Here is a 14,351-nt window from a genome sequence, read left to right as displayed (position 1 = left end):
CGGCTGGAAATGCAACTCAAAAGCGGCTCTGCCGCCAGTAAGAAAGGCGGAGCCTCAAAGACGAGCATTCCCAGTCGGAGACTGGGAACGAGGCAATCTCAAAGCTAGTTCTAGACTTGCTTTCACGTTAAGTTGACACCAATAAGCAATGCAGTGCCCCTACGAGCAGACACTTTAACCTGGCGTCTACGTGTGTGGTAAAATTGCCTGGAACAGAAGTTTTATCGGAGTTAGAGTCTGGTATAAATTGCGAACGTCAAGCTTACCAATTGTTAACTCCCACGATACTTTTCCTATGAATTTGGAAAATATACAACAAGACTGGTGAGAAACTGAGTGTAATTTGTAGATGAATATCTAAGATTTGCGATCAGACTTAACCAACTTCCCACAATTTTGACTTTTATTTGACTTTTAGGATAGACACATGAACGATAAGCTGATGCTGATGATTCCAGGCCCTACCCCGGTGCCCGAAGCTGCCTTACTGGCATTAGCCAAGCATCCAATTGGACACCGTACCAGTGAATTTAGCAACATATTGGCAGAGGTGACAGAAAACCTGAAATGGCTGCACCAAACTCAAAATGATGTGTTGACGCTGAATGTCAGTGGTACGGGTGCTGTAGAAGCGGCAATAATTAATTTTCTCTCTCCAGGCGATCGCATTTTAGTTGGTTCTAATGGTAAATTTGGTGAACGCTGGGTAGAAGTTGGTCAAGCCTATGGTTTGAATGTAGAAGAAGTTAAGGTGGAATGGGGAAAACCCTTAGACCCCGCAGTATTCGCCGAAAAACTCCAAGCAGATACCCAAAAGCAAATCAAAGCTGTAATCATTACCCACAGCGAAACCTCAACGGGTGTGTTAAATGACCTAGAAACCATCAACCGCCACGTCAAAGGACACGGTGAAGCTTTAATTATCGTTGATGCCGTCACTAGCTTAGGTGCGTTCAATTTACCCGTGGATGGCTGGGGTTTGGATATTGTCGCCTCCGGTTCCCAAAAAGGTTATATGATTCCGCCAGGGTTGGGTTTTGTTTCAGTCAGTCCCAAAGCTTGGGAAGCTTACAAAACTGCAAAGCTACCGAAATATTATTTGGACTTAGGCAAATATCGCAAAGCCACAGCCAAAAATACAACCCCGTTTACTCCCCCAGTAAACTTGATTGTAGCGTTACACACCACGCTGCGAATCATGAAAGAGGAAGGCTTGGAATCAATATTTGCTCGTCATGAACGGCTGAAAAATGCTACCCGCGCCGCCATTCAAGGATTAAATTTACCCTTGTTTGCAGCAGATAGTTATGCTAGTCCGGCGATTACAGCTGTAGCACCACAAGGAATTGAACCAGATAAGATTCGGTCATTTATCAAAAAACGCTTTGATATTGCCTTAGCTGGTGGTCAAGACCACTTGAGTAATAAAATTTTCCGTATTGGTCACTTGGGTTTTGTGAGCGATCGCGATATCCTTAGCTGTATAGCATCCTTAGAAGTTACCCTCTCAGAACTTGGCTATGAAGACTTTACCCCTGGTTCTGGTGTAGCAGCAGCACTTAGAGTGTTTACAAAATAGTCATTGGTCATTTGCAAAGAACCATTCAAAAGAGCGAGTTAATAATTTAACTCGCTCTTTTAATTTGTACATAAACCAATACACTTGGGTTCAGAAAAATTATAGGTTGGGTGAAGCAAAGCGCAACTCAACAAAACTATGAAAATGTTGGGTCAACCCTGTTTCCCGTTCCCTATTCCATACTGTATCAACCTTTGCATAAGGTAGAGTTGATGCGATACACCTCAATCATCCTAAATGACACCAAGTTGCCCTAGATAGTATTACTTGTTCTGAAGAAAGTCGCGCAGTGTCTTCGACACCAAAAAAGACTAACTTTGGCAACTTAGTATCACACCAAATTGTTATAAATAGTATTCTTTGAGATTCCGTTAACAGGTATTTGGTAGAAACTTTTAATCCAAAATCCAAAATCCAAAATTGGATATGAATTATGCTGTCTCCAGCCAATCATAAATTTGTTCTAATTGGTCTAAAGTAATCAACCCATACTGCCAAAGAATCATTGCCAAAGGGCCTGGGTCTTGCTCCCGATGCCGAAGCGCCACTGCTAGTGATGCTGTGGAAATTGCCAAATCTTCTTGCAAAAAATGAATCAGTCGAGAATATTTTGATGGTGACATTTGTATCTCACCTCCTTGTGCAGAATGTATTGTCATATATCAGTTCACCATTGCTCGGTAGACAGTAGCCAGTATTTCAGCTGTCACTGTGCCGTCATCGGCCATACACCCCAGCACAGCTCTTTTTGATCTGCCTTTAAGATAGGCTTTTCATAGAGGGTTTAAGAAATTCTCAAGCAGTATTTTTACTTAATTGAATTGGCTTCATCTTGTTTACTTTTGCGCTTTATTTAATTACACAGGTAGTAACAAAGATTCCATAGCCTTATACTCTCTTATTGGCGACTATTCGCACTTGCGCCCAAGGGAATATTTTTGCAACCCAACCTTAGGACTACGATTTTAGGTTGGAGACAGTAGAATTTTACATTATTACCAGAGTTTTTAAATAGTAGCGTTACAAATGACTGTTTTACCACATCAAGTGACATTTTTTACAGAAAAAACATATATTTAGACCGTATAGGTTCTTAACCGGGTAATTACCCAAATTTTTATACCCGCAAAGTACCGGAGGCTCAAAACTCAATTTTGATAATATCACCTACTTTCAACTTCAATTCGGCAGCTCTTCCAGAGCGAAGTTCAATCACCTTATCGACTGGTGTCCTGGGGCCGTAGCTAGGACAAGGATCGCTTGCACAAGGAGGTGTAGCAGCCTGAATATATTTAACTACACCCTTATGTAGAAATACTATATCCAATGGCATAGGTGTATTCTTCATCCAGAAGCTAACTGGTTGTGCTGAAGGGAAGGGAAATAGCATTCCCCGGTCATCTGGCAAAGCTGGTCGATACATCAAACCCATTTCTTGCTGTTCTGGTGTCTGTGCTACCTCTAATTTAATTGTTGTGCCATTAGGAACAATGGCTTTGGCAGAAATTGGTAGTGTTTGACCTAAACTCGCTGGTGCTGGAGTTTGAGAAGTAGGGGCGGGGCTGGGAGGTTTAGCTGTTGTTGGTGCGGAACAGCCCATCAGAAAAATACTCAGCAACATCGAGAGCAAACTTAGCCGACGAGTCATATAGTTTTTCGATTTTGTAATTTAGACTTCAATTTTACAGTGTTGTAGGCAGAAAAACCCCTTCGCTGGGAGGCAACGAGGTAGTTAGACTTCCGCTACAGTATACTAGGATTCTCTTAAAACGTACCCGACGCCGCGCACTGTTTGAATAAGGCGCTTTTGACCTTCATCTTCGATTTTTAACCGCAAGTAACGGATGTACACTTCAATTACATTTGACTCACCCAGAAAGTCGTAACCCCAAACATTCTCTAAAATTTGTTCGCGGGTTAATACTTCACGGGGATGTTCCATTAAGAATTTTAATAGTTCAAATTCCTTCATTGTCAAGTCAATTGGTCGTCCGTTGTGTATGGCGCGACGAGTTGCTATGTCTAAAATTAAATCCCCAAAGCGTAATTGCTCGGTGGTATCCACATCGGGTTTTAAGTAAAGGCGAATCAACTTCAAAAAGTCTTCTGAGCGATAAGGCTTGAGAATGTAATCATCCGCTCCAGCTTCTAGACAAGCTACCCGATCGTCAACTGTATCCCTTGCCATTAAAATCAACACAGGCGATCGCATACCAGTGTTCCTGAGATTTTTGCACAATGAGAGTCCTGATTCTCCTGCTAGCATTCGGTCTAAAACAATTAAAGCAGGCAGGCGATCGCGACAGTGTTGTAAACCACTAGCTGCATCATGAGCCACAATTGATTCATAGCCGGCTTCTTGCAAATCGCAAGCAAGCTGATTTGCAAGGCTCTCATCGGTTTCAATCACCAAAACAGAGGGACTTTGAGCAACTGTCATAACAATTTGGGATATTGGATTTGGGATTGTAAAGATATTCCAGTGAAAATCTTTACATCAGTTATAAAGTGCAAATACGAGTTTTTCGTGATGGAACAATCTGATTTGAAACGCAGCTAAGAATCTTTTAGCACGTTCAGGTATCAGCCATCGAATTATTGGATGCAATCTTAATAACTAGGGGATTGGGTATTGGGTATTGAAATTAAGGGAGAGATAGATAGGTGACAGAGAATAATCTTTACCCTGTAGCCTGTTTCCCAGCCCCAACCCCTCAGTCCCCAGTCCCCAGTCCCCAATCCCCACCCAATCCCTACGGCAACTCTACCGAAGTTGGTTTGGCGATATGTGGCAAACCCCAACCTAATTTTTCTCGCAAAATTCGGAAAAACTCAGGCGGTTGCAGGCGAATAAATCGGGCACTATATTGCGATCGCTCCATATATACCCGATCTTCTGGTAGGATGTAACACCCACCATTGCCATCTACCACCATCACTAGCCGAGGGATATTGACTGGGTAGATATTGACCGATTCACTATCTGGAAATACCAATGCTCTAGAAGCTAAGGAATGGGGACAAATGGGTACTAGCTGTAAAACAGGTACGCCAGGAGTCACCACTGGGCCACCAGCACTCAATGAATAAGCTGTAGAACCAGTAGGTGTAGAAACAATCACACCATCCGCAGCAATATCTACTGGCGCATGCCGTCCTATGGCAATTTCAAAATGGCACATAGAGGTCAAAGGTTCCCGATGTAGCACCATTTCATTCAAGCAGAGGGCTTCCCATAGTACTGAATCTCCCCGAAACACTTTGACGTTGAGCATGGCTCGTTCTTCAATTTCATACTCGCCTGCGATCGCCTGTTCTAGTGCTTGGGGCAATTGATTCAGAAAAGTTTCGGTCAAAAATCCCATGTGGCCGGTATTCACTGTTAGTAGTGGAATACCGCAGGGGGCTACCTGACGAGACGCTGCTAAAACAGTGCCGTCTCCCCCTAATACCACTGCAAACTTCATATCTGAGTCAAAACCAGGGGGCGTTAGACCGTCAATAGGAGTGTGGCATACAGGACTTTCCGGGTTAGGGTAGCCCAATATCCCACCGATACTCGATGTGATACATACATTCCAACCGGCTGCGGTTAGCTTGTCTTTCAACTCGATAGCGACACGGCCCGCTATCGGTTTAACGTCATTGTAGATAATGCCTGCTTTCGGCACACTCAAATATCCAAATTTAGGCGATGCTTTGTATTATGTAATCCTTACACATTTTTGGTCATGTAGTCATTAATCTAGGTCAAATATCTGGAAGCTAGAATTTTACGACTAAATGTCTGTTTCATAACGATTATTGACTATTGGCTTTTGAAGACTGTTTAAAAGGAGTTTTTTTAGGTTTCTGCTTTTTATTTTTATTTTTTTGGTAGTCTACCTCTTTGAGCTTCTTGATGATTCGGCTGAAGTACTCTTGTAGATAGCTTTCTAGAGTTGTGGTTTGTTGCTGATCTAAACCAAACACTGTGTAAACTTCATCCATTGCAGCATTTAACTGTTTACCACTAGCCAATACTTCTGTAAATGCTAGCCTGTCTGCTACGTTCCATCCCCACTGGAAGAATCGCATTATGCCCCGCACAGCACGCAGCAAGTTTATTGGCATCCGCGTTACTCTGGCATCTTTTCCAGATAAGCGTTCGCACAGGTTGATGATTTCTTCTGCACTCCATGCACGAGTCCCGACTACAGGAAAAGTTTGGTTTTCCGTTTCTGGTACACTCAATGCTCGGATTGCAAACTTAGCAATATCCTGAGTGTCCATATAGGCGATGGGTGAAGAATTACCTGTTACCCAAACTGGCTGTCCTTCCAAAATGGGAATCCCGTACTGACCGATTAACCCTTGCATAAACCCAGCTAGCCGCAAGATAGTGTAATTTAAGCCTGACTCAGCTAGGAAGGCTTCTGTACATCGCTTAATTTCCATAAGCGGTACTTCTGGGTATTTATCAGCATCTAAAATTGAGAAGAAGACAAAACGCTCTACACCCGCAGCTTTTGCAGCTTGAATCAATGCTACTTTGCCTTCCCAGTCCACTTGTTTGATACTCAGTGAATCTGTAGGACGAGATGTTGACGCATCAATAACTTGGGTTACGCCAACTAAAGCTTCCGCTAGGCTTTCCGGGTAACGCAAATTTCCGGGTACGAGTTCTGCACCCCACTCTTTGAGAAAAGCTGCTTTTTTACTGCTGCGGACAAGGCAGCGCACTTTATATCCCTCATCGATAGCACGACGAGCCACTTGTCTTCCTAAGGTGCCAGTGGCACCGACGATTAATAATGTCATGAGGGTTGTAATAAATTTTAATGTTTTATGAAAAGAATGTTATCAGAATAACCTATGCAAACAAAACTTTACATCTTTTCTCAGAAAATCAATTGATTTGGATAGAATCATGAGAAATACAGCTGTCCGGTTAACGGACAAGCTTTTTTCTCATTTCGATGAAAAAGGGAGTGGGGAGAATAAAATAACTCCTAACTCCTAACTCCTAACTCAGCACTCAGCACTAATTATTCTTCTCCGCCCTGAATTTTTAGTAACAATGCGCCTAATGCCCAGCCTACGAAGATTAAACTGAAAGACAATAGAGCTGCATTCAAAAGTTCGCCGCCCATTGGTGTGATTCTCCTTATGCAAAGTGGTGTGTAAACTAGGTCTACCAGAAGCTTTTCAACAGTTGCTAGGATTAGACCTGTGTAAACAATTTTAAACTAGTTTAGCAAGTAATCCCTACTAGCTTGGGGGGCAATCCCTACTGTTGGAAGGTGGGGAGATGCGGAAATTGGGAAAATTTTATGATAATAATTATGAAGAAAATTTATGTATCAAAATAATCAAGATAATTTAATAAACTCTGTCAAAGAAAATCGTCCGCGTTTGGTGCTGACGCTGGGAGATCCGGCGGGGATTGGGTCGGAGGTGATTTTAAAAGCTTTAGCAGATCAGGAAATTAGTCAAAAATATGACGTTACAGTGGTGGGTAACAGGGATTTGCTGGCAGAGACTTATCGCAAACTGAATTTAAATGAGAATTTAGCACCTTTGGCAAATCCAAATGATTTGTCAGTCTGCGATGTGCAGTTGGATGGGAAAACTCAAGGTGGAATTATCCCAGGAATAGGTAATGCGGCCAGTGGTGCGGCCAGTTTTGCCTATATGGAATATGCGATCGCTCAAACACTCGCTGGTAAATTTGATGCTATTGTCACAGGGCCGATCGCTAAATCTGCTTGGAAAGCCGCAGGATATAATTATCCAGGGCAGACGGAACTTTTGGCGCAAAAGTCAGGTGTTGACCGTTTTGGAATGTTATTCGTAGCGCGATCGCCCCATACTGGTTGGACACTCCGTACAATACTTGCTACCACACATATTCCCCTACGTCAAGTAGCCGATGTGTTGACACCACAGTTGCTGACACAAAAATTGGATTTGCTGGTGGAGTGTTTGGAGAAAGATTTTGGTATATATAGAGGGAGAATTGCGATCGCTGGGTTAAATCCCCACAGTGGCGAACAGGGACAACTTGGACATGAAGAACAGGATTGGTTAATTCCCTGGTTAGAGCAAGAGCGGCAAAACCGACCACAATTGCAGTTAAATGGGCCAATCCCGCCAGATACGATGTGGGTTAAACCTGGTCAAGCTTGGTATGGAAATTCTTTAGTACAAAATCCTGCTGATGGGTATTTGGCACTTTACCACGATCAAGGCTTAATTCCTGTAAAGCTAATGGCGTTTGATCGAGCGGTTAATACTTCCATTGGTCTTCCTTTCGTTCGGACTTCACCAGATCACGGAACAGCTTTTGATATTGCGGGTAAGGGAATGGCTGATGCTACGAGTATGAAAGCAGCAATACATTTAGCCGCTGAGTTGGTTAGTCAAAGGTTGGCTAAGAAAAATGATGAATGATTCTGTCTATAAATAAACTTCTCACGAAGTACTAATTAAAAGTCTCTAAGACCCATTAGAAGGAGTATTTTACTCATAATCTCAACTGTTTCCTAGTGTTAAGACTCCCGATGGAAAATCCACTACTAACCGTCGATTTTTCAGCCACTGACGACCGAGTAAAAGTTCCGAAACTCCAGCACCTGCATAAACAGGGATATTAAACTCTTGTCCATCTATTCGCACTTTTCCAGCGTAGATATCAAATTTTGCTTCCCCCTTTGCTAGTTGCATATTTCGTTCACCTAAATACACCCAATCAAATTCCTCTAAATCCTGCTTGTCAATGGCTAGCCAGCCTGAAAATCCTGCATCTAGCATGGCATCGACAGGTAATTCTAAACCATCAGCAGTAATCAACTCTATTTCAAAGAATAGCTGTTCCTCATCACCAAAGCTGCCTTGAATCATATTGTGCCAGCTATTCCTGTCTCATTAATCCGAAATATAAACACCGGATCGTTCGGGTGCTGCTGACGAGACTTATGTATAGCAGCTAATTCGTCTTTATCAGTGAAATAGTCTCCACTCTCAGGTTCAACAGCTACATACCAGTTGTGGTGACTTTTGATTAACTCTGGCTGAACTTGGTCAAAAATAACTTTAGAGCGTTGGTAAAATGCCTCTTGTTCAGCTTTCCATTGAGCTTTTTTTTCTTCTGTCCACTGAATATCAGGGAATATTCTTCCCCGACGAACTGTGCGAATAGGCTTTGGATTAGTCATTGTTGTTTTTACCAATCTACTTTGAGATTTTATAACTTTATCATCGAAGCTATTTATTAGCTTCAAGTAAAGGCAATTTATAAATACCAGTTATCTGTTTTTCGGGTGACTGGTATTTATTTTTTTGTGCTTTTGTGGTTATAGAAAAAATAGGCTATAGGCTAACGCCTAAAAGATGTGAACAGAAAGATAAATAAAGAGTTTTACTCCAATAGTCGTGGAGTGGAATAGACTTTAAATATTTTTTCTTAAACTCTTCGGGCTGAAGGGGGAGTGAACTAACTAATTGTAACCGTATTTCCCATTGAGTCACTCTTCGGCTCATAGAAGTTTCTTTTTTTTTGACAACTCATGAGGTTTTAATATGCCAGAATTCTTGATTAATCTTTGTGAAATTCCCGGTGTTCCTGTTGGACGTATCTTTGTCCCTCACTCTTTCACAACTAAGCCTAACTTTCTTCGTTGGTATCAATCTGTGGAGATTCGCCGTGTCACTCCTTATGTTAGTGGGAAAGTGATTTGGTTTATTGCTCCTGTTTCTGAATATCATCGTCTTGCATCTTTTTATCCACACCATCGCCATGCAGCTTATACTCACTATCTTTTGAACTCTGCTTCTACATTCTTTAAGGGGCTGAAACCACCGCACCTGCTTGATAGTGAGTATCTTGACTAATCTTATTTATCACTCTATATTAAATCTTTGTAACTTGCGCTCCCATCGGAAAAACAAACTTTCTCCATCTACCTCATCTATATCTTCACTCTCATCAATGAGGTCTTGGTTTTTCTCTTCTAATTCCCGCATATACTGCCTGAGTATACCCCCAACAGCGATCGCTCTATTTTTATGCAGTTGACGGGTTAACTCTAGAAACCATTCTCTATCACCTACTAAATCTGACTCTTTCACCTGATACTTGAGAATTTCAGGGATAAGTAATGACGGGTTATGATGCTTTGCGATCGCGCTAGTATGAACGACAGGCTGGTAATCAATCCGTAAACACTGCTGCCACAACGCTACCCATTTGGTATGAGAAAGATAGCCATGACTGAAATACGAAGGCGGCACCATTGCCAAAATATGTAAATGCGGGTGTGCTGAGACTCCATCTCTACCTTTAGTTACTTCTGTAGACTTCACCCAGCCTTTTGCAGGCCATGCTTTCAATTCAGTGAATCGCTTAAAAGCCTTATTCATCCAATCCAAGTTTTTCCTGAGTTCCTCAATCTGGCAATTCTTTACAGTCAAGGTAACAAACAACCAACGGTACTTGGGGTAATCAGTTACAACCTGTGGGAGAATTTTGCAAGCCCTTGCTTTCCACATGAGCGATCGCCGCCACTGACAAATCGGACAGTGACGAACCCTACAGAATCGGGTATCTGATAGCTTTAACTTGAGAATACCTTCCGATTCGTTTGGGACTAATTGAAATTCCAGCAACTCGGAACACATTTTCATGCGCCAAGCATACTGCTGAAAATAATGTTCGTCTGCTTTGGCGTAATAGTGCAAGACTTTATCAGTATTCGCTCTGTGCTTATCCCAAATTTTACCAATAGGGGAAACTTCTGATAAGCTCAGTAAATTTTGATTTCGTTGGGATTTATCTTTAGACGATATATTAAAAGCAATAAAGCTACTGTCTGAGGCTAGAGCAGACACTAAATCACCAAATCAGTTTGTATTAACGCCCCAAATTAACGCAAGTTATACGATCAAGCCTCAGTAAAAGTATTTAAGTAAATTAGATGTCGTGATAATTGAGAATTATTATCCCATCAATAAATGCGCTTTTTGTCTCCATTAATAAACAATGGTGAAAGTACTCATTAATTACGAATTAGGAATTAGTAATCTCATCGGGTGCTTCAAACTTGTAACCATAACCCCGCACAGTTTTAATAAACTCCGGTACGCTGGTATCAACTTCCATCTTTTTACGCAACTGACCAATATGCACATCAACCACTCGTCCATCTCCTATGTAGTCGCAACCCCAGATTTTTTGAATTAACTGTGGGCGACTCCAAGCTTGATTAGGATGACTTGCTAAAAAATGTAAAATATTAAATTCCAGTGCTGTTAAAGCCAGAGGCTTATCGTTAAGTGTTACCTCTCGACCCTCTGGATTAATTGCTAACTGCTTGAAAACGATCCGTTGTGTTGGCGAGGGGTTGATGTAGCGTATCCGCCTCAAAAGAGCTTCGACTCTAACTTCAACTTCTGCAAGACTAAATGGTTTAGTCATGAAGTCGTCAGCACCCGCGCTTAAGATTTTAATTTTATCAGCCTCATCAGTCCTACTAGTCAGTATTAGCACTAAAACATTAGTACGACTCTGCATTTCTTGGCAGAGGCTATAACCAGTAACATCTGGCAAATTCCAATCCAGAATTACTAAAGCTGGGTTAAATTGCTCAAACAACGATAAAGCCGTCTTGCCATCTGCTGCCGACTCTATTTGATATTTCCGACTTAAAAAACGATAGACGAGATTTCGCACGCCGAAGTCGTCATCAACAATCAGAATTTTGGGAGTCGTATCGGTAATCATAACCATAATGCTGCCTATTGTAGATTCTGCAATTCGCTGTTGTGTCAGTTTGGCTTTACGTGTTGTTGAGAGTGTATTCACGCACGTCTCTGCTGAGTGCGATCGCTACTGTAGTATTTGTATACAATTAATTTTCCATGAAGTCTATAAAAACTTCAGCCATTGTAATGCTCATAAAATGTATGACTGTTGTATGATTTTTGTATAATTTTGAATTTGTTTTATATAGCTGTAAAGCTTGACACTTAGGTTTAAGTATAATTATAAACTATCTCCGTAACCGCAAGTAGTCTAAAGACACATCCAAAAGCGACGTTAGATCGGTCAATCTAGATTTTCAACTCCTATTTACCTAACTGGACTTTAGCTAGCAAGTATGCTTTCTTGAAGCAAATCTACCCTAGTGTATTTACATATAGCTACCCTCTTACGTATATACTATACTACAAATTTCAGCCTGAGACTATGACCAGCCAAGGACTGAGAGCATCACCAGAAGGCACAAGGGCAGCAAAAACAGCCTTAACAGACAAAACTTGGAGTCAGCATAAATTAGCAACAGTTTTAGGCATTACACGTCAACCAGTTTCCAAATTTTTTGCAGGTGAGTCGGTTTCTCGTTCTTGTTTTGTACAAATTTGCCAACAGTTAGGGTTATCTTGGCAAAAGGTTGCTGGCTTACCTGAAGATGTGGCATTTGAGACAACTGCTAAAACGCAATTCAAAAGTGCTGATCTCGATACACTGGTGCGGGAAGTGCGGCAAAAACGCCAAGACAAAATTCAAGACCAGTGCAGCACCTTGCAAATGTTGGATATTTCCCAGACAGTCCAACTGATCGATATTTACACCGATATTAATGTTTTAGAGAAGATAACTAACCTGCAATGGCGAGAAATTTCTGACCTGTTGAAAGACTTCAAATCTGAATCAAATTTTAATCAGTTTGGGGGATACAATGGTCAGAGAAAATTACCAGGCTTAGAAGTGGTATTGCGGCACTCAAAACTAATGGTGCTGGGTAAACCAGGATCGGGTAAAACCACATTTTTACAATATTTAGCGATTGAGTGTAATAAAGGCAAGTTTCAGGCAAACCGCATTGCAGTTTTTATTAGGATAAAAGAATTTGCTGAAGATGCTAAAACTGACAGCCAATTGAATCTATTAAACTACATCATTCAAGAATTTATCAATTCCGGTATTGAACAAGAATCAACCAAAATTCTGCTAGCTGAGGGAAAACTGCTGATTTTGCTAGATGGATTAGATGAAGTAGCAGTAGAAAAAGCAGATAAAGTCACAAGAGAAATTCGTAGATTTGCTCAGACTTTTTATCGGAATCAGTTTGTTATTAGTTGTCGGATTGCTGCCCATAAATACAGATTTCAAGGATTTACTGAAGTTGAGGTGGCAGACTTTGATCAAGAGCAAGTAGAAATTTTTGCCAAAAATTGGTTTGTTGCAGTTGCTTTTAATTCCAGGGAAGATGGGGAAGTCATAGGAAATTTATTTATTAATCAGCTGCATCTACCAGAAAATCAGCATATCCGAGAATTAGCAGTTACTCCAATACTGTTGCATTGGATTTGCCTAGTGTTCCAAGTAAAAGATGGATTCTCCTTAAAGCCAGCGAAGTTATATGAACAAGCACTGAATATTTTGATGTTCAGATGGGATGAAATTAGAGGTATTAAACGCGATCGCGTTGGTTATAATTTGACTATAGTCAGCAAAAAAAAGCTACTTTATCAACTTGCGGCTATAACTTTTGAGCATGGAGATTACTTTTTTGAAAAAGAAAAGATTCTGCAACTTATTGCTGAATGTCTGGATACTTTCGCCGGAGTTCATTCAGAAGTAACTCAATCGCAGCTAGTTCAAGAAGTGGTTTTGAAGGAGATTGAAGTACAAAATGGTTTATTGGTACAAAGGGCACAAGAAATTTACTCCTTTTCTCATTTGACGCTCCAAAAGTATTTTACAGCTAGAAAATTTGTTGAATTTCCTCAAGTCCAAAATTGGAATAATCTGGTTAATCATATAACTGAAAAGCGCTGGCAAGAAGTATTTTTATTAACTGTTGGTATGTTGGCAAATTCTGATGATATTCTACAGATTATGAAGCAAAAAGCTGATTTGCTAGTAGCTGAAGACAAGAGATTACAGTATTTTCTAACCTGGCTGCATCAAAAATCTAGTTCCATATCTACCCACTACAAAGCAGCAGCCGTGCGGGCTTTTTACCTGGTTTGCGTTGAACAAAGTTCACATCGCGCCTTTGTTTATCCTTCTGGTTATGACCTTGAGTACGCCCTTGTTGGTAACATCGCTTTTGACCCTGACCTTGCTCTTGATGAGTTTCTATTTAGTACTATTGCCTGTATTAACGAACTTGATTTTGCCTTTGAGCATAGCCTCAATGATGCCCTCGATCATGCTCATGCCTTTGCCATTGCCTTTGATGAAACTGTTGATCTTGTTGTTAATCCGAAACTGAAACAAGTGTTGCAAAAACTTCAAAAACAACTGCCATCTATAGACAGCAATCCAGAGAAGTTTAGGGAATGGTGGCAAGCTAATGGGAAAGTCTGGGGTGAACAATTAAGAGATATACTGATTAATTATCGCAATATTGGTTACGATTGGCAATTCGATAAACAGCAAAAAGAATTACTTCAGCAATATTACGATGTGAATAAATTGTTAGTAGATTGCCTCAATAGTTCTGCTGATGTAACTGCAAGAGTGCGAGAGGAGATTGAGGAGACATTATTATTAGCGATCGCGGATATTGAAAAGGTACGCAATTCTTATATTAATAGCTGAATATTTTACATTTTAAACTAATATTTTTATCAATTCATTAAACATTTTCAAGAAGTCGGCGATCTTTTTGTTCGTAACTCTGCACAGATCGCTATATATGAGTAAAGGGTTAGACAATAATCATACCAGCGAAAGAGCAATTAAATATGTCGAGCCGTTAAATTGCTATTAATATCGTCAGCA

At 40.9% G+C, this 14,351-nt stretch carries 14 protein-coding genes; 4 read left to right on the top strand and 10 right to left on the bottom strand.

Features of this window, described 5'->3' with window-relative positions:
• Window positions 1-427 precede the first annotated feature (427 nt).
• Window positions 428-1,579 (top strand): alanine--glyoxylate aminotransferase family protein, encoded by a 1,152-nt coding sequence (locus tag HWQ39_RS20845; RefSeq protein ID WP_292849147.1) that lies wholly within the window; start codon window positions 428-430, stop codon window positions 1,577-1,579.
• A gap of 431 nt (window positions 1,580-2,010) precedes the next feature.
• On the opposite strand, the gene HWQ39_RS20840 is transcribed toward HWQ39_RS20845, so the two are convergent.
• The 6 genes from HWQ39_RS20840 to HWQ39_RS20815 all read right to left on the bottom strand — a co-directional run bounded on the left by HWQ39_RS20840 (window position 2,011) and on the right by HWQ39_RS20815 (window position 6,711).
• A complete protein-coding gene (locus tag HWQ39_RS20840) occupies window positions 2,011-2,238 on the bottom strand; it encodes a DUF2949 domain-containing protein (RefSeq protein ID WP_179065710.1) in 228 nt (75 codons plus the stop codon).
• Window positions 2,239-2,720: 482 nt separating this feature from the next.
• A complete protein-coding gene (locus HWQ39_RS20835) occupies window positions 2,721-3,227 on the bottom strand; it encodes a DUF192 domain-containing protein (protein ID WP_292849144.1) in 507 nt (168 codons plus the stop codon).
• A 105-nt stretch (window positions 3,228-3,332) separates the two neighbouring features.
• Window positions 3,333-4,019, bottom strand: coding sequence for a response regulator transcription factor NblR (gene nblR, locus HWQ39_RS20830; RefSeq protein WP_292849142.1), 687 nt, complete (start codon window positions 4,017-4,019; stop codon window positions 3,333-3,335).
• A gap of 313 nt (window positions 4,020-4,332) precedes the next feature.
• Window positions 4,333-5,250, bottom strand: a complete 918-nt coding sequence (locus tag HWQ39_RS20825; RefSeq protein WP_292849140.1) for an NAD(+) kinase — start codon at window positions 5,248-5,250, stop codon at window positions 4,333-4,335.
• Window positions 5,251-5,380: 130 nt separating this feature from the next.
• Window positions 5,381-6,379, bottom strand: a complete 999-nt coding sequence (locus HWQ39_RS20820; protein WP_292849138.1) for an SDR family oxidoreductase — start codon at window positions 6,377-6,379, stop codon at window positions 5,381-5,383.
• Window positions 6,380-6,606: 227 nt separating this feature from the next.
• Window positions 6,607-6,711, bottom strand: coding sequence for a PetM family cytochrome b6-f complex subunit 7 (locus HWQ39_RS20815; RefSeq protein WP_292849136.1), 105 nt, complete (start codon window positions 6,709-6,711; stop codon window positions 6,607-6,609).
• 205 nt (window positions 6,712-6,916) lie between these two features.
• Between HWQ39_RS20815 and pdxA the strand changes: the two genes are divergently transcribed.
• Window positions 6,917-8,011 carry a 4-hydroxythreonine-4-phosphate dehydrogenase PdxA gene (pdxA, locus tag HWQ39_RS20810; protein ID WP_292849134.1) on the top strand — a complete coding sequence of 365 codons (1,095 nt, stop codon included), beginning with the start codon at window positions 6,917-6,919 and terminating at the stop codon, window positions 8,009-8,011.
• Window positions 8,012-8,092: 81 nt separating this feature from the next.
• On the opposite strand, the gene HWQ39_RS20805 is transcribed toward pdxA, so the two are convergent.
• On the bottom strand, window positions 8,093-8,461 hold the full coding sequence (locus HWQ39_RS20805; RefSeq protein WP_292849132.1) for an aspartyl protease: 369 nt from the start codon (window positions 8,459-8,461) through the stop codon (window positions 8,093-8,095).
• Window positions 8,458-8,775 carry a hypothetical protein gene (locus tag HWQ39_RS20800; protein WP_292849130.1) on the bottom strand — a complete coding sequence of 106 codons (318 nt, stop codon included), beginning with the start codon at window positions 8,773-8,775 and terminating at the stop codon, window positions 8,458-8,460. Before HWQ39_RS20800 ends, HWQ39_RS20805 begins: the two co-directional genes overlap by 4 nt.
• Window positions 8,776-9,139: 364 nt before the next feature.
• Between HWQ39_RS20800 and HWQ39_RS20795 the strand changes: the two genes are divergently transcribed.
• Window positions 9,140-9,451 carry a hypothetical protein gene (locus tag HWQ39_RS20795; RefSeq protein WP_292849128.1) on the top strand — a complete coding sequence of 104 codons (312 nt, stop codon included), beginning with the start codon at window positions 9,140-9,142 and terminating at the stop codon, window positions 9,449-9,451.
• A gap of 9 nt (window positions 9,452-9,460) precedes the next feature.
• Here HWQ39_RS20795 and HWQ39_RS20790 read toward each other — a convergent pair whose 3' ends face one another.
• Both HWQ39_RS20790 and HWQ39_RS20785 read right to left on the bottom strand, forming a co-directional pair.
• Entirely contained in the window at window positions 9,461-10,447 is a 987-nt protein-coding gene (locus HWQ39_RS20790) for a protein rep (RefSeq protein ID WP_292849126.1), read from the bottom strand.
• Between the two features lie 178 nt (window positions 10,448-10,625).
• On the bottom strand, window positions 10,626-11,345 hold the full coding sequence (locus HWQ39_RS20785) for a response regulator transcription factor (RefSeq protein WP_179065717.1): 720 nt from the start codon (window positions 11,343-11,345) through the stop codon (window positions 10,626-10,628).
• Between the two features lie 459 nt (window positions 11,346-11,804).
• On the opposite strand from HWQ39_RS20785, the gene HWQ39_RS20780 reads away from it, so the two are divergent.
• Entirely contained in the window at window positions 11,805-14,168 is a 2,364-nt protein-coding gene (locus tag HWQ39_RS20780) for an NACHT domain-containing NTPase (RefSeq protein ID WP_292849124.1), read from the top strand.
• Window positions 14,169-14,351: the final 183 nt, after the last annotated feature.

Origin of the sequence: Nostoc sp. NMS8, from assembly GCF_017115045.1 — a bacterium.
Classification (GTDB): domain Bacteria; phylum Cyanobacteriota; class Cyanobacteriia; order Cyanobacteriales; family Nostocaceae; genus Nostoc.
The sequence above is the reverse complement of the archived record's forward strand: the minus strand, read 5'-3'. Positions and strand labels throughout refer to the sequence as shown.

Coding starts and splice junctions, on each gene's coding strand:
- HWQ39_RS20845 (WP_292849147.1), top strand. CDS start 428: ATGAACGATAAGCTGATGCTGATGATTCCAGGCCCTACCCCGGTGCCC.
- HWQ39_RS20840 (WP_179065710.1), bottom strand. CDS start 2,238: ATGACAATACATTCTGCACAAGGAGGTGAGATACAAATGTCACCATCA.
- HWQ39_RS20835 (WP_292849144.1), bottom strand. CDS start 3,227: ATGACTCGTCGGCTAAGTTTGCTCTCGATGTTGCTGAGTATTTTTCTG.
- nblR (WP_292849142.1), bottom strand. CDS start 4,019: ATGACAGTTGCTCAAAGTCCCTCTGTTTTGGTGATTGAAACCGATGAG.
- HWQ39_RS20820 (WP_292849138.1), bottom strand. CDS start 6,379: ATGACATTATTAATCGTCGGTGCCACTGGCACCTTAGGAAGACAAGTG.
- HWQ39_RS20815 (WP_292849136.1), bottom strand. CDS start 6,711: ATGGGCGGCGAACTTTTGAATGCAGCTCTATTGTCTTTCAGTTTAATC.
- pdxA (WP_292849134.1), top strand. CDS start 6,917: ATGTATCAAAATAATCAAGATAATTTAATAAACTCTGTCAAAGAAAAT.
- HWQ39_RS20805 (WP_292849132.1), bottom strand. CDS start 8,461: ATGATTCAAGGCAGCTTTGGTGATGAGGAACAGCTATTCTTTGAAATA.
- HWQ39_RS20800 (WP_292849130.1), bottom strand. CDS start 8,775: ATGACTAATCCAAAGCCTATTCGCACAGTTCGTCGGGGAAGAATATTC.
- HWQ39_RS20795 (WP_292849128.1), top strand. CDS start 9,140: ATGCCAGAATTCTTGATTAATCTTTGTGAAATTCCCGGTGTTCCTGTT.
- HWQ39_RS20785 (WP_179065717.1), bottom strand. CDS start 11,345: ATGGTTATGATTACCGATACGACTCCCAAAATTCTGATTGTTGATGAC.
- HWQ39_RS20780 (WP_292849124.1), top strand. CDS start 11,805: ATGACCAGCCAAGGACTGAGAGCATCACCAGAAGGCACAAGGGCAGCA.